The sequence below is a fragment of the Streptomyces sp. NBC_00224 genome, from assembly GCF_041435195.1.
GTDB lineage: Bacteria > Actinomycetota > Actinomycetes > Streptomycetales > Streptomycetaceae > Streptomyces.
This window is the reverse complement of sequence record NZ_CP108106.1, coordinates 7657325-7679697: the sequence shown is the minus strand read 5'-3', so window position 1 is coordinate 7679697 and position 22373 is coordinate 7657325. Positions and strand designations below refer to the sequence as shown.

Here is a 22373-nt window from a genome sequence, read left to right as displayed (position 1 = left end):
AAAAGGGGCGGTCAAAAACGGGACACTCGGCGCAGACTATGCGGGTCCGGGCAGCCCCACGATCTCCGCGACCGACGCGCGGTGCTCACCGGCCGAACCCAGCGCGCTCTGCGCCGACTTGGCGCGCTTGAGGTAGAGGTGCGCGGGGTGCTCCCACGTCATCCCGATGCCGCCGTGCAACTGGACGCACTCCTCGGCCGCGCGCACCGCGACCCGCGAGCAGTACGCCTGCGCGACCGCCACCGCGAGCGGCGCGTCCGGGCTCCCGGCCGCCAGCGCGTCGGCCGCATTGCGCGCGGCGGCCCGCGCCGACACCACCTCCAGCCACAGCTGCGCCATCCGGTGCTTGAGCGCCTGGAAGGAGCCGACGGGCCGGTTGAACTGCTTGCGGTCCCGGGTGTACGCGACGCTCTCGGTCAGGCACCACTCCGCGACGCCCAGTTGCTCGGAGGCGAGCAGCCCGGCCCCGGCGAGCAGACCACGGCGGACGGCGGCCCGGCCGGTGTCCGCCTCGGCGAGCAGCGTGCCGCGCGCACCGTCGAGGACGACGTCGGCCAGCGGACGGGTGAGGTCGAGCGGGGTGAGCGGAGTGATGACCGCCTCGCCCGCCTCGACCGCGTAGAGCCCCTGCCCGGTCGGCACGAGCAGCACGTCGGCGGTGGCGGCGTCGGCCACGGTCCGCGTGACGCCGTCGAGCCCGCCGCGCAGCCGCAGCGAGTCGGGCCCGTACGAGAACGGCACGACCAGCGCCGCGGTCTTGCGACCGGCCGCCAACTCACCGATGAGCGCGGCGACTTCGGTGGCTGTGATGTCGAGTCCGAGCAGTGTCCCGGTGGCGACGACGGAGCTGGTGAGGTACGGAACCGGGGCGACGCTCCGGCCGATCTCCTCCAGGACCACGGCCGCCTCGCGGTGTCCCGCGCCCTGGCCGCCCAGCTTCTCCGGCACAAGGAGACCCGCGAGCCCCATTTCGGCGCCGAGCGCCTGCCAAAGGCGGGGGTCGTAGGGGGTGTCGGACTCGGCGCGGGCGAGCGCGGACGGGGTGTCGGTGCGGTCGGCGAGCAGGGAGCGCACGGCGGCCCGGAGGTCTTCCTCGGCCTCGGAGTACAGCAGGTCGGGGGCGGTCTCGGTCATCGGGCCAGGTCCTTCCAGGCGATGTCCTTGTCGTTGCGCGGCTCGGCGGGCAGCCCGAGGACGCGCTCGGCGACGATGTTCAGGAGTACCTCGCTGGTGCCGCCCTCGATGGAGTTGCCCTTCGAGCGCAGATACCGGTACCCGGCGTCCCGGCCGGTGAAGTCGACGAGCTCGGGCCGGCGCATGCTCCAGTCGGAGTACAACAGCCCCTCCTGCCCGAGGAGTTCGACCTCCAGACCGCTGATCTCCTGGTTGAGCCGGGCGAAGGCGAGCTTCATGCCCGAGCCCTCGGGGCCGGGCTGGCCCGCCACGAGCTGCTGGCGCAGCCGCTCGCCGGTGAGACGGGCGACCTCGGCCTCCACCCAGAGGGTGAGCAGCCGCTGGTGCAGGTCGTGGGTGCGCAGCTCGGGGCGCTCGCGCCAGGTGCGCGCGACGGGCCCGATCATGCCGCCCTCGCGGGGCAGCCGCATCCCGCCGATGGAGACCCGCTCGTTCATCAGGGTCGTCTGCGCGACCTTCCAGCCGTCGCCGACCGCGCCGAGCCGGTGGGCGTCGGGGATGCGGACATCGGTGAGGAAGACCTCGTTGAACTCGGCCTCGCCGGTGATCTGGCGCAGCGGCCGCACCTCGACGCCGGGGTCGGTCATGTCGCAGATGAAATACGTGATGCCCTGGTGCTTGGGCAGGTCCGGGTCGGTGCGGGCGATCAGGATGGCCCAGCGGGCGAGATGGGCGCTGGACGTCCACACCTTCTGCCCGGTCACGACCCAACTGTCGCCGTCACGGACGGCCCGGGTGCCGAGCGCGGCCAGGTCGGACCCGGCGCCCGGCTCGCTGAACAGCTGGCACCACACCTCCTCGCCGACCCACAGCGGCCGCAGGAACCGCCGCTTCTGCTCGTCGGTGCCGTACTTGAGCACGGTCGGCGCGGCCATGCCGAGCCCGATCCCGATCCGGCGCGGATCGTTGTCGGGCGCACCGGCCGCCGCCAGTTCGGCGTCGACGACCGGCTGGAGAGAGCGCGGCGCCCCGAGCCCGCCGAGGCCCACCGGGTAGTGCACCCAGGCGAGCCCGGCGTCGAAGCGGGCCTTGAGGAAGTCGATCGCCCCAGTGGTGGTGGGCGGGTGCGCGGCGAGCAACTCCTGGGTACGGGCGCGCAGTTCGGCGGCGTCGGGCCGCTGCTCGCTCATCGGGCGGCTCCGTCCGGGAGCACGACCACACGGCCGGTGGTGGTGCCGTCGGCGACCCGCTGAACGGCGGCGGCGGCGTCCTTCATCGGCACGCGCTCGCTGATCAACGGCTTGACGGCGCCCTTCGCGGCGAGCTCGGTCAGCTGCTCGTGGCAGCGCAGGATCGACGCGGGGTCCTTCTGCGCGTACAGCCCCCAGTGCAGACCGACGATCGAATAGTTCTTCACCAGCGCGTGGTTGAGGGCGGGGGCGGGGATGCTGCCGCTGGCGAAGCCGACGACGAGGATGCGGCCCTCGAAGGCGACGCACTTGGCGGACTTGGCGTACGCGTCGCCGCCGACCGGGTCGTAGATCACGTCCGCGCCGCGCCCGCCGGTGGCCTCCTTCACGGCGGCCACGATGTCGTCGGAGCGCCGGTCGATGACGAGGTCGCACCCCAACTGCCGGGCGATCTCCGCCTTCTCGGCCCCGCCGACCACGCCGATGACCCTGGCCCCGGCCGCCTTGCCGAGCTGGACGGCCGCGCTGCCGACCCCTCCGGCGGCGGCGTGCACCAGCAGCGTCTCGCCCGCCTGGAGGTTGGCCCTGCGGTGCAGCCCGAACATGCCGGTCTGGTAGCCGATGTGCAGGGCGGCTGCCTCGGCGTCGTCCAGCGCGTCGGGCGCGGGCAGCAGCGCGCGCTCGTCGGCGATCACATGGTCCGCGAGCCCGCCGAACGGCAGCACGGGGTTGGCGATGACCCGCCGCCCGTCCTCGGTCTCCCCGCAGATCTCCACCCCGGGCGTGAACGGCAGCGGCGGCTTGATCTGGTACTGCCCCCGGCACAGCAGCGCGTCCGGGAAGTTGATGTTCGCGGCGCGCACCTTCAGCAGCACCTGCCCCGGGCCCGGGGTGGGACGGTCGACCTCTTCGAGCCGCATCACCTCGCCCGGCTCGCCGTTCTCGTGCACTCGCCATGCCTGCATTCGGGGCCTCCACGCGCTGTAGGCGGTACGGCTGCGTACCCTTGCTGCACGGCATACTAAGCGGTCGCTTGTGGCTGAGGGAACAGGTGAAGGGGGTGCGAGGCGACGAATTCGCCTCGCGCCGCGCGACCGCCCCGCTACGAGCTCCCGCCCCGGGGCCGCGCCCGTACGTGCATCCGCTCACCCTGGGGCCCGAACAGGCTCAGATACTCCACCGGCGCGTCCCCGGCCGGCCCGAACCAGTGCGGCAGCCGGGTGTCGAACTCGGCCGCCTCCCCCGCCCCCAGCACCACGTCGTTCCCGGCGAGCACCAGCCGCAGCCGCCCCGCCAGGACGTACAGCCACTCGTACCCCTCGTGGATGCGCGGCTCGGGCGCACCGCCCACCTCCCGGTCCACCACCTTGTACGCCTGGAGCCCGCCGGGTTGGCGGGTGAGCGGCACCAGGGTCTTGCCGCCGCGCACGATCGGCTTGGCCCGCACCCGGGGGTCGCCGACCGGCGGCGCGCCCACCAGATCGTCGAGCGGCACCTGATGGGCGCGGGCGATCGGCAGCAGCAGTTCGAGGCTGGGCCGACGGTTCCCGGACTCCAGGCGGGAGAGCGTGGAGACGGAGATCCCGGTCGCCGCGGACAGATCCCCGAGCGTGGCCCCGCGCTCCTTGCGGATCCGCCGGAGCCGGGGGCCGACTTCGGTCAGCACGTCGTCGAGTGCGCGTTGCTCATCCATCCACCCATTGCAGAATCGGCAAGGTGGTTTGTCAATCCTGCCTCGCCGGACGCTGGTCCCGCGCGACGGCCAGCTCCTGGAACTCCCAGTGCGTGATCACCATGTCCTGCTCCTGTCCCGGCGTCAGCCCAGCCAGCCGGACCGAGCCCGCCCGCCCCCGCGCGGCGGCCGCCTGCTGGTGGGCGAAGACGAACAACAGCCTGGGGAAAGCGACGAGCAGACGGTCGAGGAGGTCGGCGTCCGGCGGCTGGTACAGCACGATCGTGAACGGCCCCGACTCCTCCTCGTGACGCGCGAGCAGCCGCCGCAGAGCCTCGTCGTCGCACTCGAAGCCCCACCCGATCGAGTCGACCACGCAGGCGCGCACCTCGGCGATCACGCCCTCGACGAAGTCCGCCGCGTCGTGCCGGGGCGCGGGTTTGCGCACCCGCCACGAGTCCGGGGCCTCGCTCGCCCTGCGCACGTACATGTCCGCGGTCTCTTTGAGCGTGGACCCCAGCAGCGCCACCCGGTCGCCGCCGCTCGCCCCCACCAGGCGCAGCTGATCGGCCGCCTCCTTGGGGACCCGGGCGAACGGCACGACGAGGTCGACGATCTCCTGCCGGTGCTCCCGGCTCTTCACCTTGGGCAGGAAGTGCTTGACGGCCTTGCGCATCGCGCAGCTGTCGCCGACGTTCTGGACCGGCCGCTCCGCCAGCAGCCCCTGGGCCACCGCGTAGCGCGAGTGGCCGCGTGCGTAGGCGAAGGTGGCGACTCCCAGGATCTCGGCCGTGTGCTCAAGGGCCGCGTCCGAGAGGTCGGAGATCCGCCCCGCGATGAAGTCGGTGACCTCCGGGTACGGCACCGCACCCTGCCGCTCGATCAGCGGCCGCAGCGACGTGGCGATCTTCTTCGGGGGCCGGTCGGGACCGTACTGCCGTCTCCAGTCCACCATGTCGAAGCGCCCGAGGTTCAGCTTGCCGAGCCCGCTGTCGGGTAGCTGGCGGCGACGGACTCCGGGCAGGGTCACGGGCAGGACCACGAAGGCGTCGCCGGTCCCGGCCCGCTCGGCGTCGGCGACGATCGCCTCCACCATCACGTAGTACGAGTCGAGTGCGTGCGGCGACAGCAGGATGATCATGCCGTGGCACTTCTTGATCTCGGTCAGCACCTTGCCGTACCAGGTGTCGCCGCCGCTCAGGATGCCCTTGTCGACGATCGGTTCACAGCCCAGGTCGACGAGATGCGCTTCGAGCGCGAACAAATAGGCCCGGCAGTCGCACCCGGACTCGGGGGTGCACTGCGAACTGTGGCTCAGGAAGATCCGGGGACGCGCCATGGCCACTACTCCCCGAGGCCGGAGACGGCGGTGCGGGGTATCGGGAGCAGCCGGTACCAGCGGACGGCGCCGGCGTCGACGGCAACGGGGGCGGGGGTGTTGTCGGTGCACGGGGCGACGGTTCCGTCGAAGAGGTCGAGCAGCCGTGCGTTGCCCGGGGCGCCCAGTGCGCGAGGGGTGACGTCGATCGTCTCGCGGTGCACCCCCGCATTGGCGACGCAGAGCACGATCTCGTCGCCGTGCCGCCGTACGAATCCGAGCAAGTGCGGTCGGGACAACGGGAGTTCACGGCAGTCGCCCCGCGACAGGGCGAGGTGATCCCGGCGCAGCTCCAGCATTCTCACCACCTCCAGGTCCTGGTTCTGGAGGAGCGACAGCGGAACGATGGGGCATCCCGGCAGGCCGAGCAGCACGCGCAGGGCCAACGCCGTTCGCCCGGGTGCGGTCAGGTCGTCGGGCAGCAGATGGCCCCACTGCGCTCCGGGCCTGGCCGCGCCCAGGGGCAACTGGGCGTTGACCAGCGCGTTCCTGACCAGGGCGCCTTCGGTCATACCAATGATCAGCTCCCCCTGCAGGGCCCGCACCACGACATCGCAGGCTACGAAGGCGCCGGTGGCGCCGAAGTCGGAGTCCGCCGTGGCGGGGAGCCCGGTGGTGTGCGTACCGATGAGCACCCGGTCGTCGTAGCCGTCCAGCAGGTGGCGCACATCGCGCAGTACGTCCGCGTCGAGGCGGCGGTCGCCGACCAGGCGCAGGCCGTCGACGTCATGGTCCAGCCACTGGCGCATCGAGTGGAGGATCCGGCCGACCGCGTACACGGCCCGCAGATCCATGTCGACGACGATCCGCACGCCGTGGTGGTGGGCGGACATGAGCAGGGACACGAAGTCTCCGAAGTTGCCCAGGGAGTCGGGGATTTCCTCGTCGCCGGGGATTCCCTCCACGTCGCCCCTGACGGTCGGGGTGATCGGCCCCACCGTCAGGCACGTGACGCCCGCCGCCCGGATCGACTCCATCGCCTCCGCCAGATCGACGAACGTGACCGGGTCCCGGCCCGCCCGTACTACGGCGATCACCTCGCCCCGAATCCAGCCGGGCACGCCCACCGGGGCGGACAGGGCCTCGGTGTCCGGGGTGATGACGTACTGACGGCCGTCGTCGGTGGTGAGCTCGACCGGGCCGCCCGTGCCGGAGACCGCCCATTCGCCGTCGGGTAGGGCGAAGACTCGGTCTGCGCAGAAGGCCAGCCGCCGTTCGCTGGCGACGGCCGTCCCGCTGGCGAGGTCCCAGAGGAGGAGCCTGGAGTCGCCGCCCACGGCCGCGATCCGGCGGCCGTCCGCGCTCATGGCCAGGGAGGTGATCTGCCAGGGCGCCACGCCGTGGCTCACCACCTCGCCACCATCGCCGACGAACCACCCCTCAACCGTCCCGTCCGCGCCCGCCCAGACGATGTGCGCCTCGTCCGGCGCTCCGGCGACGGCGGTGACCTCCCGGTTCGTGAACTCCGTCACCAAGGCCTCCCCCTCATGCACCGACAACGCGCCCGATCCGTCGACGACAGCCGCATACTCCCCGCGTGCCGACAGCCACAACGCCCGTGCCCCAGTGGTCTCGGGGCCGCCGACCTGCCGCATTCCTGTCGGCCCGGTCAGGAAGAGCCGATCACCCCGGACGCACAGCTGCGCCAAGCCCGCCGCGTGATCCGTCAGGAACCGCACCCGGACTGCGGCGCCCTCCTCACGAGGCCACTCGTAGACGACCTTCCTCCCCGTGGCCAGTTCGTACTCGATCGCCCGTCCCCCCTCAGTCCAGGCCACAGCCACCCCGTCCGCCGACAGCGTGAGGGACCGCCTCGGCACGCCGTCGACAGCGGCCGGGATGCGGCCCGTCTCCGTCCCGTCGTCCGCATGCAGCACGATCGTGCAGTCCCCCAGCAGTACGGCGTACCGCGCACGCACCTCCGCACCCGACGCGACCGCCACCTCGTAAGCCGCCCCCGCGTGTGCCAACCCCTGGACGGCCTCGCCGCTCACGGACAGCCGCTGCACCACGGTGAACGGGAGATGGACACTCTGATCATCCATCAACTCAAGCTGCACGGGCGCGGATTGGGGCGCGAGCACACTCGCCGCCTCGACCCGTGCCGAACGCACCCCCGCAGCCAGAACCGTCCGCGCCCCCTCGACCGGCGGGCGGCTGAGCACCAAGCCGTCGGAGCGGGCCACCACGCCGACGGGGATGTCCCGCTGCACCAAAGCCCGCGCCGCGGCCGTCGTGCCGGACGGGCGCGGGAAGTGGTCCTCCGGCGGCGCCAGACCGAGGCGTTCGGAGGAGGCCACCTGAATCCGCCAGGCGTCGTCGTACCGGCGCACCCCACTCGGCAGGCGCGGCACATAGTGCAGCGCCCAGCGCCCGATCTCGTCGGCCGCATGCCCGGTCGCCGTGACCGCGTGCAGCACCCGCCGCAACTGCTCGCCGATGTGCTCGGGCGTCGACGTGGCCGGGAAGAGGTCGGCCCACAGCAGGTCCTCGAACCAGCGGGCGACCGGCTGCGCGCCCAGATGCGCCTCGACCATCAAGTCCCGTACGTCCTGAACGAATTGACGAGGCCGGAGTGCGAGGCGTCGCCGCAGGACGGCCGCCGCGGCCGGGTCGAGCAGCAGAGAATTCTCGCTCGCCGACTCCACCAGCGGGGAGAACCACAGCTCGGCCTCCAGACCGGCCGACGAACGCGGCAGGAAGCGCAGCCGGGCGCGTCGCAGCAGCGGCCGCTCCACTCCGGCCGCGAGCGACAGGCACTCGGCGAGATGGACGAGTTGGGGCCGGCTCCGCGCGAGCTGCGGGATGTACTCCTCCATGGCGCGGTCGGCCTGTGACGGCAGGTACGCCTCCGGCACCTCGGGGTGGCTCGTCATGGGCACTCCAGCCAGCCACGCACCCGCGCCGTCGCCTCCCGTGCGTGCCGCAGCGACACACGCCGGTCCAGGGGGACGAACGCCACCTTCTTGCGCAGCAGGGCCGGATAGTCGGCGCTCTCGTACGGAGTCAGGCAGATGACGCGGCAGCCGGAGTGCGCCACCGTGTGGACGAACGCGCGCCACTCCTGCGGACCCGCGACTCCCTGCCCCGCGAACGGTGGCCGCATCCGGCCGAGGTCGGAGAAGAGGATCACCGGTGTGCCGGGCGGCGGCGGCCGGTACGGGTCGATCGTGAGGGGATCCTGGCGCACCACCCCGCGTCCCGGGGCGCCCCGGAACCTCAGCACCTCGACCCGGTCGCGTCCGGCGATGCTGCCCACCAGTTCGCGCAGCCACAGTCCGTCGTCGCGGAACGGCGCCATGCCCGGGCCGTGGTCGAGCAGCAGTTGCGCACCGCGCCGGGTGCTGAACCGGCGTCGACGCGGTACGGCCCGCAGCGCCTGGCGGCCCGCGACGCCCCGCAGCAGAGCCCGCTGGTCGACCTCTCTGCTCTGCACCGGAGTGGCCACCACCGCGAACATGATTCCCCGGGCCCAGTCCCCTTTCCAGGGCGGCTCGTGGGAGAGCGGGGCGGCGGCGGTCCCGCGCTCCGGCAGCCCGGCGCCGGCGGCTGAACCGTTCGCCCCGTCCGTCACCGCAGGCTGCGGCGGAGGTCCGCCGATCGCGGTGAGCGAGAAGTCGACCGGCCTGTCGGCCAGCAGGACCGCCCGCTCCCCGCCGCCGTGCTCGGTGTCCTCCCCCTCCGCTCCGGAAGGGTCGTCCGGCCGCTCCGTGCGCGGTCCCCGCTCGGCGGTGACGACCCGGGGAGGTGATGCGGGCGTGCCGCGACGAGGACCGCCGGACGCCTCCTCCAGCCGTACGGCCCTGGCTCGACCGGTCCCCGTGCCCCGGCCGACGGCCTGGACGACGCGGCCCTGCGGCAGGGCCGTGGGCGTACGGTGCCCCTGCCCCAACAGAGCGGCCATGGCGACCGCGGTGGCCAGGTCCGCGGGCTTCAACTCGGCCATGGCCCGCACCAGATCGCCGAGGAAGAGTTCACCGCGCCCGCTCACGCGGTGGGCTCCATTCCGTCGCGCCGTTTGCGCAGGGTCACCGCCTCCAGCGCGGCCCACTCGGGCGTGCCGGGCACCACACCGAGTTGCTGGCTGGCCTTGAGCGCGTCCAGGTACTCGGCGGTACTGGGGCCGGCCGCCGGATCCTCCAGCTTCTTGCGGACGTCCAGAATGTGATCGGCGACCTTGTCCGCGAGCTCCGGTTCGTACCGCTCCCCGAGGTGCGAGCCCGCGACCTTCAGCAGGTGTTTCTTGGTCGGTGACCCCAGCTCGAAGACGATGCAGCGGCGCAGGAACGGCCGGGGAAGCTCACGCTCGTCGTTGGTCGTGATCACCACGAACGGCGCTCGCTCCGGCGGTACGGAAATCGAATCCTCGTCGTCCCACGGTACGGGGAACGACAGCGAACCGAGCGGTCCCAGCAGGCTGTTCGGTAGATCCGGGTCCGCCTTGTCGATCTCGTCGATGAGGACGACCGATCGCTTGCCACCGGGGGCCGCGAAGGCCCGCCACAGCGGACCCTTGGTGTAGTAGTGCCCCATGTCGTCGTCCAACTGCTGCGCCTGCGCGTCGTTGAGCCGCTTCAGCGCGTCGAACCGCCACAGCAGGTCCTCCGGCTCGGTGCGGGCCGTGACCACGTGCGCGTAGTACTCCCAGCCCAGGATCCTGGCCACGTTGGGGGCGAGGGTGGACTTGCCGGAGCCCGGCGGGCCGAACAGCAGCAGGGGGCGCCCCGTCTTGAGCGCGACGTTGACCGCGAGGACGACTTCGTCGTCGTCGAATACGTACACCTCGTCGTCGGCGGCGTACCGCCCCGGGCTCGCGGCCGGATCACCGGGGCCGTCGGCCCCCTGACCGTCGCTCCTCGGGTCGAACTCCTTGTCGTACCGCAGCACGCGGCCCTCCCTCAACGGTGCGTCCGGAAGTCATTGTGCACGCCCGCGCCCCGCCTCACATGCGGACGACGTGACGCGGCACCAGCTCCACTCCCGGCAGACTGCGCCGCAGCCCCTCCAGGTCGAAGTCCCCTGCGGGCCAAGGGAATCCGAGCACCCGCAAACGCGGCGCACCGGCGAGCGCGGCGAGTGCGGCGGCCCCGGGGTTCGGCGACACGTCGAGGAACACCACACCGGTGAGGGCGAGGGCCGTGAGGTCGACGAGGAGCGGACAGCCGGTGATCCGGAGCGCACGCAGGCGGGGCAGCCGGGCGAGGCCGTCGAGGTCCGTCAGGGCCGGGGTATCCGCAATGACCAGGGTGCGCAGCAGGGGCAGTCGACGCAGGACGGTGTACGGGGGCGCGGCGGCGCGCCAGACGACGTGGTGGACGGTCGCGGCGAGCCGGTCGAGGTCTGGCGGGACATCGGTGCCGGAGAGCTCCAATGTCCGTCGTGTGGAGGCCACTTGGCGTGGCCCGGTGGGCCACGAATCGACCCGGACGGAATCCGGGGCGGGCCGGGCGGGCGGACGCTGCACTTGGGCGGCCCGCAGCCTGCGTGCCTCGACGAAACGTCGTAGCAGCTCATGGGCTGCGGGGCCGCCGATCCGCTGGGCGGTGCGCACGATCATGCGCGCCTCGGGGCCGTCGGGGTCGAGATTGTCGGGCGACGGCATGAACTCCAGTACCAGTTCGCCCACTTCGGCCAGAGCATCCGACTCGGCGGGCGTCCGGGGTGGGATCAGCTGGGCCAATCGGTGCTCGATCTGTTCGCGCACCTCGGGTTCGACTTCGGTGGTGTAACCCAGCGCCGCCGCGGCCAGCAGTTGGAGGCGGACGCGGCTCGCGGGATTCTCTTCGGCACGGTGCAGAAGGTTGACGAACAGCTGCCTGGAATCGCGCCGCCGGGCATGGCCGAACGCCATCAGCACGACGTCCTGCCAGCTCAGGTCGTCCGACCTGGCCAACAGCAGCCCGAAGTCCCCCTGCTCGACGGCCGCTTTCGCCGCGAGGTAGGCCTGGAAGGTCCGGTGTACGAAGCCGATGCGGTCGGGTGCGGACGCCGCGAGGAGGCCGCTGCGTTCCCGTAGATACGCGAGCAGCGTCTCGGGGGTCCCTTGGGCGGCGAGCCTGGGAAGCGACGGAAGCAGCCCGGCGATCAGATCGTGGGCTCTCGCGAGGTCCACGTCGGTCTGACCGTTGCGCTGCAACCAGTAGGCGAGGTGTTGCAGCACCTGGATCTGGGGTTCTCGCCCGAATTCGGTGATGTCGTGCGCCGAGATGCGCCGCTGTTCGTCCCGTCGGCTCAGCATCATCGAGAGCACGGCGTCATAGAGCTCCCAACGGGTGTGGGGCAGTAGGGCGCCGCGCTCGTCGTGCACGGCGCACAGCAACGAGCACAGCAGAGGGTTGCTCGCCATCTCCCTCAGGTCGGGCCGTTCGACGACGGCGGCCAGCAGTGCGTCCCGCCTGCGCTCCAGAGCGGCCGTTTCCGTCGGGTCGCCCCTGCCCGCCGAGGTCACCGCGTACCAGCGGGTGATGAGTTGCTGAATGTCCTCGGAATCGAACGGGGCCAGTTCGAGGGCGGCGAACTCCCATTCCGCCAGCCATGATTCGGGCACGGCCTGGGTGCGCGTGGTCACGACGTACGAGCAGAGCGGATATGCCGTCAGTAACTCGCCCAGCCAGGAGCGGATCGCGGACCGCTCGGGCTCCTGCACCTCATCGACGCCGTCGATGAGCAGGAGGCCCCGCCCTGCCGCGAGGACGCGCTCCGCCCAGCCCGAAGGCTGTTCGTCCGCGATCATCAGACCCGCCGAGGCGAGGAACCCCGTGGGGCGTGGCAGCCCGCCACCCAGCTGGATGTATCTCATCGGCAGGACGAAGGGGATGTGTTCGTGCAGATGGTCCCTCGCGGTGCGCTGCCCCTGTGCGGCCGAGACGGCCATGCGCCACAGCAGCGTCGTCTTTCCGGAGCCCGCCGCGCCGCGCACCAGCGTTCGCCGACGCCCGGCCAGTGCCATCCCCGCCGTCATCTCCGCGGGCGCCCCGGCCTCACCGACGGTCATCAGGTCGGTGTACAGGTCAAGCAACGGCCAGCCGCCCCTGGGCCGTCTCGAATCGAGGTCAAAACCGAAGACCTCCACCCGGTCGTACTTCCTGGCCACGAAGTCGAGGTACCGGCTCTCGAACTCCGCGTCCCGCAGCAACACCGGAGACGGTTCCATCAGCCCACCGTCCAGCGAATCATCCACGCCTCGTTCTGGATCGAGATGACGTGCTCGCACTCGGCGACAAACGCCTCGGGCGTCCCAGTAGCGCCAGCCGTACCCTCCCAGCGAGCCAGCAACCTCTCCAACTCCTCAGCCGTACGCATGAATTCCAGCTGCTGATACGAGTACCGCTGGGCGATGGCGTGCGCGGTCAGCGCGACCGAGACCGACGCCACCACCGGCACCCACGCGGCGAACCCCCCGGCCGAGAACACGCCCGCGAACGCCGCCAGCACGGCAGCCAGACCACCGAGACCCAGTTCCACGCGGCCCACCAGCACGACCTTCCTGCGCATCCACTCTGCCTTGGGCCGGTAGTACGTCTCGATCTGGCGACGCAGCCGGTACTCGACGTACGAGTCGAGGTCGGTCACCGGCGGCAGCGGCCTCGGGAGGGCGGCGATCCCGGCGGTGTACCGGATCAGGTCGCCGCCGTCTGTCCGGTACGCACGCCCGCGCTCGGCCAGCAGCGCGCCCGCGCCCGCCAGGTCCCGGTAGGGCCCGACCCGCGCCAGGCACGTGTACACCTCGGCCTTCAGTGCCTCGGACACGGCGCGCACTCGGATCCAGTCGCTGAGCCGGGTCGGCCCGCCGCGCTGGGCGAGCAGCGGCGCCGCCCCCGCCGCCAGGGCCGCGGCGAAGGCGAGCGCCTTGCCGGCCACCTCGCTGTGGCCCATCGTCTGGGCGGAGCCGGTCCCGAGCACCGCCGCGAGGATGGCGAGCAGCAGCGCCTTGCTGCGCGCCCCCTCCACGGCCTTCTTCAGCCGGTCCGCGCTCCGCGACCAGACGTTCTGCTGGTCCCAGACCGCCGCGATCGCCGATTCGTCCTGAGTCAGTGCCACGGTAGGGATTTTGACGGCTCCTCAGTGGTCTTGTCTGGTGGATTCGGGGTCTCAGCGGTAGGGATGCGGCCATGACGGACGACACCACACCTCCCACCGCCCCGCTCCCTGGCCTCCCCGCCCCTCCCCCGCCCGGCTCCCGCGCGCTGCCACCGGGGACCTACGACGACACCGTGGTCCTGGTGACCGGCGGTGGATCCGGGCTCGGCAAGGCGATGGCCGCCGAATTCGCCCGTTTGGGGGCGGACTTGGTGATCGTGGGGCGCTCCGAGGAGCGGCTGAAGGCGGCTCGGGAGGAGTTGGTGGGGCTGGGTGGGCGAGTGGTCGTCGCCGTGTGCGACGTCCGGGATCCGGAGCGGGTCGGCGCGGCCTTCGACCTGGCCGAGCGGGAGTTCGGGGTACCCGGCGTGCTCGTCAACAGCGCCGCCGCCAACTTCCCCTCCCCCGCCGAGGACTTGTCGCCCAACGCCTGGCGCGCGGTCGTGGACATCACGCTGACCGGGACCTGGTTCACGACCCGCGAGTTCGGCCGCCGCCATCTCGCGGCCGGGACGCCCGGGTCGGTGATCAACGTGGGTGCGTCGTACGCCTGGACGGGCGGCCCGGGGTACGCCCATTCGGCGGCGGCGAAGGCCGGGGTGCGGAACCTGGTCGAGACGCTCGCGGTGGAGTGGGGTCCCTACGGCATCCAGGTCAACGGGCTCGTTCCGGGGCTCTTCCCGCACCCGGACATGCCCGAGGCCATCTGGTCGGGCCTGGAGGACGCGGCGGCGCGCGGCGAACTGGACCTCCGCCAGCCCGCGTTACGGGTGGGCGAGCCCCGGGAGCTCGGCTGGGCGGCGACCTTCCTGGCCTCCCCGTACGCCCGTTTCATCAGCGGCCACACCTTGGTGGTCGACGGCGCCAACTGGCAGCGCCGTACGGTGGTCGCCGCGCCGGTGACACCCGTACGGGAGCAGCTGGGGCGGGGGCCGTTCCAGGGGTGAGCCAGGAGTGTGCCTCACCAGCGCCACCGGCGTCACTTTCCCTCGAACGTCGGCGGGCGGCGGGCCGCCTTCGCCGCGTAGCCCTCGCGGGCGTCCTCCGAGGTCAGGGTGAGGGCGGCGGCCATGGCCGTACGGTCGAGGGCGGCGGCCAGTCCGGCGTCGGCGAAGGCGTCGATGTTCCGCTTGACCGCCCGCACGGCGAGCGGGGCATTGGCCGCGATCTCCACCGCCAACGCTCGCGCTTGCTTCTCCAAATCCGCTTCAGCGACCACCTGTTGGACGAGGCCGAGTCGCTCGGCGGTGGATGCGTCGATGCGGCGGCCGGTGAGTGCCAGCAGCTTCGCCCAGCCCGCACCCGCGTCCCGGGCGATCCGCAGATCGCCGCCCGCGTCCACGGCGACCCCGATCCCGGTCTCGGGCAGCGCGAAGACCGCGTCGGCGGCGGCGATCCTGATGTCGGCCATCAGCGCGAGCTCGAAGCCGAAGCCGAGGCAGTAGCCCTGGACGGCCGCGACCACGGGCTGCGGCAGCCGGGCGAACGCGGCGAAGCGCTCGTGGACCCAGCGGATGCCCTCGTAGTAGCGGTGGGTGCGCTCGGCCAGGGAGCGGCCGGTGATGGCGCCACCAGGAGCGGTGACGTCGATCCCGGCGCAGAAGGCCCGGCCGTCGGCGCGCAGGAGCACGGCACGGATCGCGTCGTCGAAGCGGATCCGGTCGGCGAGGAGGCCGAGCTGACGGCTGGACTCCCAGCTCCAGCCGTTCAGCTTCTCGGGGCGGCAGAGGGTGAGCACGCCGACCCCTTCGGCGGTGACCTCCAGGCGCATCCGCTCCTCGCCGTCCGGAATCTCACGGTCGAGGGTGTCGATCATCGCGGGCCCCCAATTGCCGTACGACGACAGCCAGCTGACGAACCGTCAGAATAGGCGAGCCGAAGGCAGAAAGGGGAGACCGCTCCACTCTCCCGTTCCCTCCCCTACCGGGGGAACAGCTCGAACGCCACCGCCGGGCGGCCCCCGAAGCGGGCGGCCGCGCGCTCGGCGTTGGCGGTCAGGAAGCTGCGGCAGTACGTCTCGGGCTCGTCGTTCGTGAGGCCTTCGATGTAACTGCGGTGCTCCATGAGCGAGTCCACCGACCGTTCGAGCCCGGCGGTCGCGTCGACCGCGTGGGTCGGGGAGTCGGAACCGGCCACGGCCACCCATCGCACACCGTTCCAGGGCTGGAGGCCCTGCTCGGTGAGCTCGGGGAAGATCCAGCGGTTGCCTGCGTCCCCGGCGGCGTCGAGGGTGGCCCGGCCGACGGCCCGGTGGTCGGGCGTGTTCCAGATGACGCCGCCCCAGGTGTCCCGGTGGTTGAGCGTGATGACCAGTTCGGGGCGGTGCCGGCGGATGGCGGCCGCGATGTCCCGGCGCAGGCCGGTCCCGTACTCGATCACCCCGTCCTGGTGGTCGAGGAACTCCACCGCCGAGACGCCGACGACCGCCGCGCTGGCCCGCTGCTCCTGCTCGCGCAGCGGGCCGCACTTGGCGGGCTCGATGCCGTCGATGCCCGCCTCGCCACGGCTGGCGAGCAGATACGTGATCTCACGGCCCGCGTCGGTCCATCCGGCGATCGCGGCGGCGCACCCGTACTCCAGGTCGTCCGGGTGGGCGACGACCGCGAGGGCCCGCTGCCAGTCGTCGGGCATCTCTTCCAACTGCTCCAACTGCTCTGTCATAGCCGCAGCTTACGAGCCCGGGCGAGGCGCCGCCGCGCCGCCTCTGTCCTACAACTCTCCCCGTACGAGGCCCAGAAGCCGGTTCAGTACGCGCTCGCCGCCCGCCCGTACGCCGTCGTGCTCGTACTCGTCGGTGACCCAGGTGCGCAGCCCCCGGACGGCGCGGGCGGTGGCCAGTGAGTGCGCGGTGTCGACGTACATGTCGTCGTGGTAGACGGCGGCCGCCACCGGCACCTCGTTGGCGGCGAGCGCGGCCGGGTCGTACAGCGGGGTCCAGTCGGTGCGGGCGGCCAGCAGATCGGCGGTCTCGCGCAGCCGGCGCAGCGCGGGGTCGGTCTCGAAGTGCCAGGCGTGCACGGATTCGCCGGTGAAGAGGACGGGCCCGTCTCCGGCGAGGGCCTTCTCGGCGGAGAACTGGGGGAACTCCGCGCGGACCCGGTCGGCGGACCAGTCGGTGGGGCGGGCGTCCTGGGCGTAGATCGCCTCGTGGAGGACGGCGTAGAGGGGGTGCCCGGCGAACGAGAGGGCCGCGTGCACGCCTTCCTGGAAGGCGTCGGAGAGCGCGGGACCGGCGGCCGTGCGCACGAAGGCGTCTTCGAGGAGGTAGTGCAGCTGATGGGCGCCGTCGCCGCCGCCGAGGAGGATGCCGAGCGACTGGAAAGCCGCCGGGGTCAGCACGTATCCGCTGGTCAGGACGGTGTTTTCGCCGGCGAGGTGCTCGATGACCCGGCGCACCCGCTCGACGTCCTGCGGATAGCGGGCGTAGTACGCGGCGTTCTTGCGCTCGATGCGGGGGAACGCGGCCCGGTACACGTCGTCCGCGTGGGCGTCGAGCGAGGGCAGTCCGCCGGTGATCAGGACGGCGGCGAGGCCTTCGGGCGCGGCGGAGAGGTAGTGGGTGGCGCAGAAGCCGCCGAAGCTCTGGCCGAGGACGGTCCAGGGCGCGCCGCCGGTGAGCCTGCGGCGGATCAGCTCGCAGTCCTTGACGATCGAGTCGGCGCGGAAGTGGGCGAGGTAGTCGGCCTGTTCGTGGGGACCGCCGTGCAGCGGGAGGGTCTGGCGGTTGGCCGGGGTGGACAGGCCCGTGCCACGCTGGTCGAGCAGGAGCACCCGGAAGTCGCGCAGGGCGCGTCCGAGCCAGGCCTGCTGCCCGATGAAACGCCGGGCGCCGAAGCCGGGGCCGCCCTCCAGATAGAGCAGCCAGGGCAGCCGCTCCCGGTCGGCGGCGCGTCCGGCGGCGACGACCTCGCGCGCGAAGAGCTCGATCTGCTCGCCGTCGGGGCGGGCGTGGTCGAGCGGTACGGCGAACCGGTGGTCGACGAGGACGGTTCCGGGCTGGCGGTAGGCGGGCGCGCTGGCGGTGGTCAAGGGTGCGGGCTCCTGATCTCGGTCGTACGTCCGGCTCGGCCCAGTGGATCACACCGACCGGTCCGCGCACTTCCCCGCCCGCTGCCATCCGGCCGACCGGGAGCGCACTCCCCCGGCGGCGGTCCGTGTGCGTACGGCCACGGTGGCTCCTAGCGTGGATCCATGATCAGGTTCGAGCGGGTCAGCAAGGTGTATCCGGACGGCACGAGCGCCGTCGACGGCCTGTCCTTCGAGGTGGCCGAGGGAGAACTGGTCACTCTGGTCGGCCCTTCGGGCTGCGGCAAGACCACGACCATGATGATGGTGAACCGCCTGATCGAGCCGACGTCCGGCCGGATCCTGGTGGACGGCGAGGACATCGCGTCGGTCGACCCCGTGAAACTGCGCCGCCGGATCGGCTACGTCATCCAGCAGGTGGGCCTGTTCCCGCACCGCACGGTTCTGGACAACACCGCGACGGTTCCGGCGCTGGTCGGCTGGAAACGGGCGAAGGCGCGGGCGCGGGCGGCGGAGCTCCTGGACCTGGTCGGCCTCGACCCGAAGACGTTCGGCTCCCGCTATCCGGCGCAGCTCTCGGGCGGCCAGCGCCAGCGCGTCGGGGTCGCCCGGGCGCTGGCGGCGGATCCGCCCGTACTGCTCATGGACGAGCCGTTCGGCGCGGTGGACCCGGTGGTGCGCGAGCGGCTCCAGAACGAGTTCCTGAGCCTTCAGGCGACCGTGCGCAAGACCGTCCTCCTGGTCACGCACGACATCGAGGAGGCGGTGCGGATGGGCGACCGGATGGCGGTGTACGGAGAGGGCCGCATCGAGCAGTTCGACACCCCGGCGGCGGTCCTGGGCGCCCCGGCCACCCCGTACGTCGCCCAGTTCGTGGGCGCCGACCGGGGCCTGAAGCGGCTGTCGGTCACCACGGTCGAGGAGGCCGACCTGGAGCAGCCGCCGCTCGCCCGCCTCGACGAGCCCGCCGACACAGCCGCCGCGCACCTGCGCGAGGCCGGGGCGCGCTGGGCGGTCGTCCTCGACGCGTCGGGCGTGCTGCACGGCTGGGTCTCCACGGACGAGCTCTCGCTGGCGGGCACCCCGGCCACGGTGGCGGACCTGGCCCGCCGCATGGACGCCTGGGTACCGGTGGGGGCGCCCCTGAAGCAGGCGTTCAGCGAGATGCTCCAGTACGACGCGGGCTGGGTGGCGGTTCTGGACGGCACCCACTTCGCGGGCGTCCTCACCCCCGCGAAGCTCCACGAGGCTCTGCGCCGGTCGGTGGACGCGGATGCGCAGGGGGTGGGGCGGGGGGAGGTGGAGTTCGATTCTGTGGCGGATGCGTAGGGGGTGTCCCCGTGTGATGGTCGTCGGCGACGGCCCGCGATCTCCCCGTCACCGCACCCCGTTGAGGGTCCGGCGCGGCTACCCGGCCCGCAGCGCCTCCACCGCGATGCGGGCCGTCGTGCCGATGACCGCGTCGGCCGGGGGCAGTGTCGCGGCGGTGCTGGCGGCGCGGGTGAAGACCGCGACGGCGTAGCGGCCGCCGTCGGGGTATTCGATGACGCCGACCTCGTTGCGCAGGGTCGGCAGGCTGCCCGTCTTGCCCGCCACGTGGACGTCGTCGAAGGGGAAGCCGGAGGCCATCCGGTGCGGCCAGACCTGGAGGCCCAGGAGGCGGCGGATCGCGGCGCCGTGTTCGGGGGTGCACGCCTCGTCCCGCCACACCGCGCTCAGGAGGCGGGTCATGTCACGGGGTGTGCTGCGGTTGGTGCGGGCGGGGTCCAGCGCCCGCAGCCGGGCGATCACGCAGGGGTCGGCCAGCGCCTGGGCACCGCCCGGGCCCGCGTCCTCCTTGATGGTGGCGAGGAGTTCGCGGAAGGTGTGGACGGCGTAGGTGTGAGCGAGGCCGAGCCGGGCCGTGGTGGCGTTGACGGCGTCCAGGCCGATGCGGACCAGGAGGAGTTCGGCGGCCGTGTTGTCGCTGACGGCCATCATGAGGTACGCCGCGTCGCGTAGCGACATCCGTACGGGATCCAGCATCGCAGCGACGCCGGTGGGGCCCAACTCACGGTCGGCCAGCGGGACTTCCACCTGCTCCGTGAGGTCGACCCGCCCCGCCGCCGCCTGTTCGTGGAGCGCGACCAGCACGCAGAGTTTGTGCACGCTCGCCGTCACCACCGCCTGGTCGCCGCCCATGCCGATCTCGGCGCCGGAGTCGATGTCGAGGGCGTGCAGCCGGCCGGTGACGCCGGCTTCGTCGAAGGCCTCGCGGATGCGGGCGGCGGCGGTCACAGCCAGTACTCCGCGGCCGGGCGCAGATGGAGCGGGCGCGGGGGCAGTTCGGTGCTCACGGCCGAAGTCTCCCGCAACGCGCGCGTGGCCGCCTCGGCGAACGTGCTCACCGCCGTGTCGCTGCGCCCGCGCGGCCAGGCGACCGACAGCCGCCACGACAGCGGCGCCCCGGCAAGCGGGCGCCAGACGAGGTCCGGGTCCCGGTCGGCGGTGTGCGCGGGGTGCGCGTCCCTCGGGCTGAAGGCGACGGCGTTCGCCGAGAGGATCAGGCCGCGGATGAAACTGGCGCCCTGGCCGTGCCGTACGGCCGCGGGCGTGTAGCCGTTGCGCGCGCAGGTGGTCAGGACGTCGTCGTGGAGCGCGGGCGCGGCGGCGCGGTGGAAGAGGATCAGGTCGTACGGGGAGAGGGAGGCCAGGGGGACCGCGTCGAGCTCCGCCTCCGGCGCCTCGCGCGGCAGCAGGACGCCCACTTCGCGGCGGAGCACCGGGCCCAGTTCGAGGCCGGAGACGTCGCAGGGGTGGTAGATGAGCCCGGCGTCCAAGTCGTGGGAGGCGAACTGGGCCAGCTGCTGGGTGGTGGTCAGCTCGCGCAGTTCCAGCTCCACGCCGGGGTGGTGCCGGGCGAAGTCCGCGAGGATCGCGGCGACGGTCTCGCCCGCGATGTCCGGCGGCAGCGCGGCGCGCAGCAGCCCGCTCTCACCGTCCCGGATGCGGCGCGCGGTGGCCATCAGCGCCTCGGAGCCGGCGAGCAGTTCGCGGGCCTCCTCAAGGAGCAGGGTCCCGGCCTTGGTGATCGTCACCTGTCGGCTGGTGCGCTCGAAGAGCCGCACGCCGAGCTCGCGCTCCAGGCGCTGGATGCGCTGCGAGAGGGGCGGCTGGGCCATGCCGAGCCGCTCGGCGGCCCGACCGAAATGTGACTCTTCTGCAACAGCCGCAAAACATTCCAGATGCCGAATCAAGTCCACGACCAGCGACGATATCGCAATTTTATCAATCTGGGACTGATAGTGAACTTGGACATACGGCACAGAGTGCTGCTCTCCTCCTCCTATGCCCACCGCCGACCCCACGACGCCCGACGGAGAGTGATGAACCGGCCACTTCGACGCATAGCCGTCTTCTGCGGGGTACTCACGCTCGCCCTGCTCGTGAGGGCGACCTGGGTGCAGTTCGCGCAGAGCGACACCCTCGCCAACCACCCCGACAACCGCCGGGTGCGGATCGAGACGTTCGCCCAGCCGCGCGGCAACATCATCGTGGGCGGCGCCCCGATCACCGGCTCGGTGGCAACGCCGGGCTCCGACCTCAAGTACAAGCGCGTCTACAAGGACGGCCCGATGTACGCGCCGGTCACCGGCTACCTCTCGCAGGCGCAGGGCGCCACGTTCCTCGAAGGCGTCCACGGCGATGTGCTCAGCGGCAAGGACAGCCGACTGCTCGCCGGGCCGCTCGACATGCTGACCGGGGTCAAGCCGCGCGGCGGCGACGTCATCACCACCATCGACCCGAAGGCGCAGAAGGCCGCGTACAAGGGGCTCAGCGACCTGAAGGCGAAGGGCGCGGTGGTCGCGCTCGACCCGCGTACCGGCCGGATCCTCGCCATGGCGAGCACACCCTCGTACGACCCGTCGGCCTTCGCGGGCATCTCGCACAAGGAGGGCGAGGTGTTCAAGAAGCTCGATCAGGACAAGGGCAAGCCGCTGAGCAACCGGGCGACCCGGGAGATCTATCCGCCCGGCTCGACCTTCAAGATCCTCACGGCGGCGGCCGCCCTGGAGCACGGCACGGTCACCGACATCAACGCGCCTTCGGGCGCCCCGGCCCCGTACCAGCTGCCGCAGAGCACGACGAAGATCGGCAACGTCGTCCCCAACTCCCAGTGCGACAAGGTCTCGATGAAGACCGGGCTCCAGTGGTCCTGCAACAACGTCTTCCTCGACGCCGCGCTGAAGACCGGCAAGGACAAGATGCGTGAGACGGCGGAGAAGTTCGGCTTCAACAAGGAGCAGTTCACTCCCGTACGCGCGGTGGCGAGCGGCTACCCCGACAAGCTGGACAAGCCGCAGACCGCGCTGACCGGTATGGGCCAGGGCAGCCTCACCAGCACCCCGTTGCAGATGGCCATGGTCACGGCCGGGCTCGCCAACGACGGCAAGGTGATGAAGCCGTACATGGTGGAGGAGCTGCGCGGCCCCGACCTGTCACCGCTCGCCAAGACCCGGCCCGAGGTGCTGAACCAGGCCGTCTCCGAGGCCACCGCGAAGAAGGTGCAGGAAATGATGGAGTTCACGGTGACCGACGGCTCGGGCAGCAAGGTGAGGATCGACGGCGTGACGGTCGGCGGCAAGCCCGGCACCGCGCAGCACGGCGCCGATGTGCGCGACGAGCGCCCGTACGCCTGGTTCGTGTCGTACGCCAAGCAGAGCGACGGCACTTCGCCGGTCGCGGTGGCGGTGCTCGTCGACCCCGAGGACATGGACATCTCGCGCGACGCCATCGCGGGCGGGCGCCTTGGAGCGCCGATCGCGAAGGCGGTCATGCAGGCGGTGCTGAAGAAGTAGCGCCGGTTGGTGGCGGGTGGCACGGGCGGTGCCACGACGGTTTCAGATCGGACAAG

The 22373-nt window shown here is 72.1% G+C and carries 18 protein-coding genes; 3 read left to right on the top strand and 15 right to left on the bottom strand.

Translation table 11 applies throughout. The annotated features are described in order from the left end of the window. Window positions 1-36: 36 nt before the first annotated feature. The 10 genes from OG965_RS34370 to OG965_RS34325 form a co-directional block, all read right to left on the bottom strand. Window positions 37-1134, bottom strand: coding sequence for an acyl-CoA dehydrogenase family protein (locus OG965_RS34370; RefSeq protein ID WP_371655959.1), 1098 nt, complete (start codon window positions 1132-1134; stop codon window positions 37-39). Beyond that, window positions 1131-2324 (bottom strand): acyl-CoA dehydrogenase family protein, encoded by a 1194-nt coding sequence (locus tag OG965_RS34365; protein WP_371655958.1) that lies wholly within the window; start codon window positions 2322-2324, stop codon window positions 1131-1133. The genes OG965_RS34370 and OG965_RS34365 overlap by 4 nt, the downstream gene beginning before the upstream one ends. Then, window positions 2321-3289 carry an NADPH:quinone oxidoreductase family protein gene (locus OG965_RS34360; RefSeq protein WP_371655957.1) on the bottom strand — a complete coding sequence of 323 codons (969 nt, stop codon included), beginning with the start codon at window positions 3287-3289 and terminating at the stop codon, window positions 2321-2323. The genes OG965_RS34365 and OG965_RS34360 overlap by 4 nt, the downstream gene beginning before the upstream one ends. Window positions 3290-3426: 137 nt before the next feature. Further along, window positions 3427-4017 carry an XRE family transcriptional regulator gene (locus OG965_RS34355; RefSeq protein WP_371655956.1) on the bottom strand — a complete coding sequence of 197 codons (591 nt, stop codon included), beginning with the start codon at window positions 4015-4017 and terminating at the stop codon, window positions 3427-3429. A 31-nt stretch (window positions 4018-4048) separates the two neighbouring features. Then, window positions 4049-5335 (bottom strand): toll/interleukin-1 receptor domain-containing protein, encoded by a 1287-nt coding sequence (locus OG965_RS34350; protein ID WP_371655955.1) that lies wholly within the window; start codon window positions 5333-5335, stop codon window positions 4049-4051. A gap of 5 nt (window positions 5336-5340) precedes the next feature. Next, on the bottom strand, window positions 5341-8250 hold the full coding sequence (locus tag OG965_RS34345) for a hypothetical protein (RefSeq protein WP_371655954.1): 2910 nt from the start codon (window positions 8248-8250) through the stop codon (window positions 5341-5343). Further along, on the bottom strand, window positions 8247-9365 hold the full coding sequence (locus OG965_RS34340; protein ID WP_371655953.1) for a hypothetical protein: 1119 nt from the start codon (window positions 9363-9365) through the stop codon (window positions 8247-8249). Before OG965_RS34340 ends, OG965_RS34345 begins: the two co-directional genes overlap by 4 nt. Continuing rightward, on the bottom strand, window positions 9362-10261 hold the full coding sequence (locus OG965_RS34335; protein WP_371655952.1) for an AAA family ATPase: 900 nt from the start codon (window positions 10259-10261) through the stop codon (window positions 9362-9364). Before OG965_RS34335 ends, OG965_RS34340 begins: the two co-directional genes overlap by 4 nt. Before the next feature lie 55 nt (window positions 10262-10316). Further along, entirely contained in the window at window positions 10317-12527 is a 2211-nt protein-coding gene (locus tag OG965_RS34330) for an NACHT domain-containing NTPase (RefSeq protein ID WP_371655951.1), read from the bottom strand. Beyond that, entirely contained in the window at window positions 12527-13414 is an 888-nt protein-coding gene (locus OG965_RS34325; protein ID WP_371655950.1) for a DUF4231 domain-containing protein, read from the bottom strand. Before OG965_RS34325 ends, OG965_RS34330 begins: the two co-directional genes overlap by 1 nt. A 71-nt stretch (window positions 13415-13485) precedes the next feature. Between OG965_RS34325 and OG965_RS34320 the strand changes: the two genes are divergently transcribed. After that, window positions 13486-14400, top strand: a complete 915-nt coding sequence (locus OG965_RS34320; RefSeq protein ID WP_371655949.1) for an SDR family oxidoreductase — start codon at window positions 13486-13488, stop codon at window positions 14398-14400. A gap of 32 nt (window positions 14401-14432) precedes the next feature. Here OG965_RS34320 and OG965_RS34315 read toward each other — a convergent pair whose 3' ends face one another. The 3 genes from OG965_RS34315 to OG965_RS34305 form a co-directional block, all read right to left on the bottom strand. Beyond that, the gene (locus tag OG965_RS34315) at window positions 14433-15269 is read right to left on the bottom strand and encodes an enoyl-CoA hydratase/isomerase family protein (protein WP_371655948.1); all 837 of its coding nucleotides are present in this window, start codon (window positions 15267-15269) and stop codon (window positions 14433-14435) included. A 104-nt stretch (window positions 15270-15373) separates the two neighbouring features. Continuing rightward, window positions 15374-16114 carry a PIG-L deacetylase family protein gene (locus OG965_RS34310; protein ID WP_371655947.1) on the bottom strand — a complete coding sequence of 247 codons (741 nt, stop codon included), beginning with the start codon at window positions 16112-16114 and terminating at the stop codon, window positions 15374-15376. A gap of 48 nt (window positions 16115-16162) precedes the next feature. After that, window positions 16163-17482 (bottom strand): alpha/beta fold hydrolase, encoded by a 1320-nt coding sequence (locus OG965_RS34305; protein WP_371655946.1) that lies wholly within the window; start codon window positions 17480-17482, stop codon window positions 16163-16165. A 162-nt stretch (window positions 17483-17644) separates the two neighbouring features. On the opposite strand from OG965_RS34305, the gene OG965_RS34300 reads away from it, so the two are divergent. After that, window positions 17645-18808, top strand: a complete 1164-nt coding sequence (locus OG965_RS34300) for an ABC transporter ATP-binding protein (protein ID WP_371655945.1) — start codon at window positions 17645-17647, stop codon at window positions 18806-18808. Between the two features lie 78 nt (window positions 18809-18886). Here OG965_RS34300 and OG965_RS34295 read toward each other — a convergent pair whose 3' ends face one another. Then, window positions 18887-19756 (bottom strand): serine hydrolase, encoded by an 870-nt coding sequence (locus OG965_RS34295; RefSeq protein WP_371655944.1) that lies wholly within the window; start codon window positions 19754-19756, stop codon window positions 18887-18889. Further along, window positions 19753-20721, bottom strand: coding sequence for a LysR family transcriptional regulator (locus OG965_RS34290; protein WP_371655943.1), 969 nt, complete (start codon window positions 20719-20721; stop codon window positions 19753-19755). The genes OG965_RS34295 and OG965_RS34290 overlap by 4 nt, the downstream gene beginning before the upstream one ends. Before the next feature lie 123 nt (window positions 20722-20844). Between OG965_RS34290 and OG965_RS34285 the strand changes: the two genes are divergently transcribed. Then, window positions 20845-22317, top strand: a complete 1473-nt coding sequence (locus OG965_RS34285) for a peptidoglycan D,D-transpeptidase FtsI family protein (protein WP_371655942.1) — start codon at window positions 20845-20847, stop codon at window positions 22315-22317. Window positions 22318-22373: the final 56 nt, after the last annotated feature.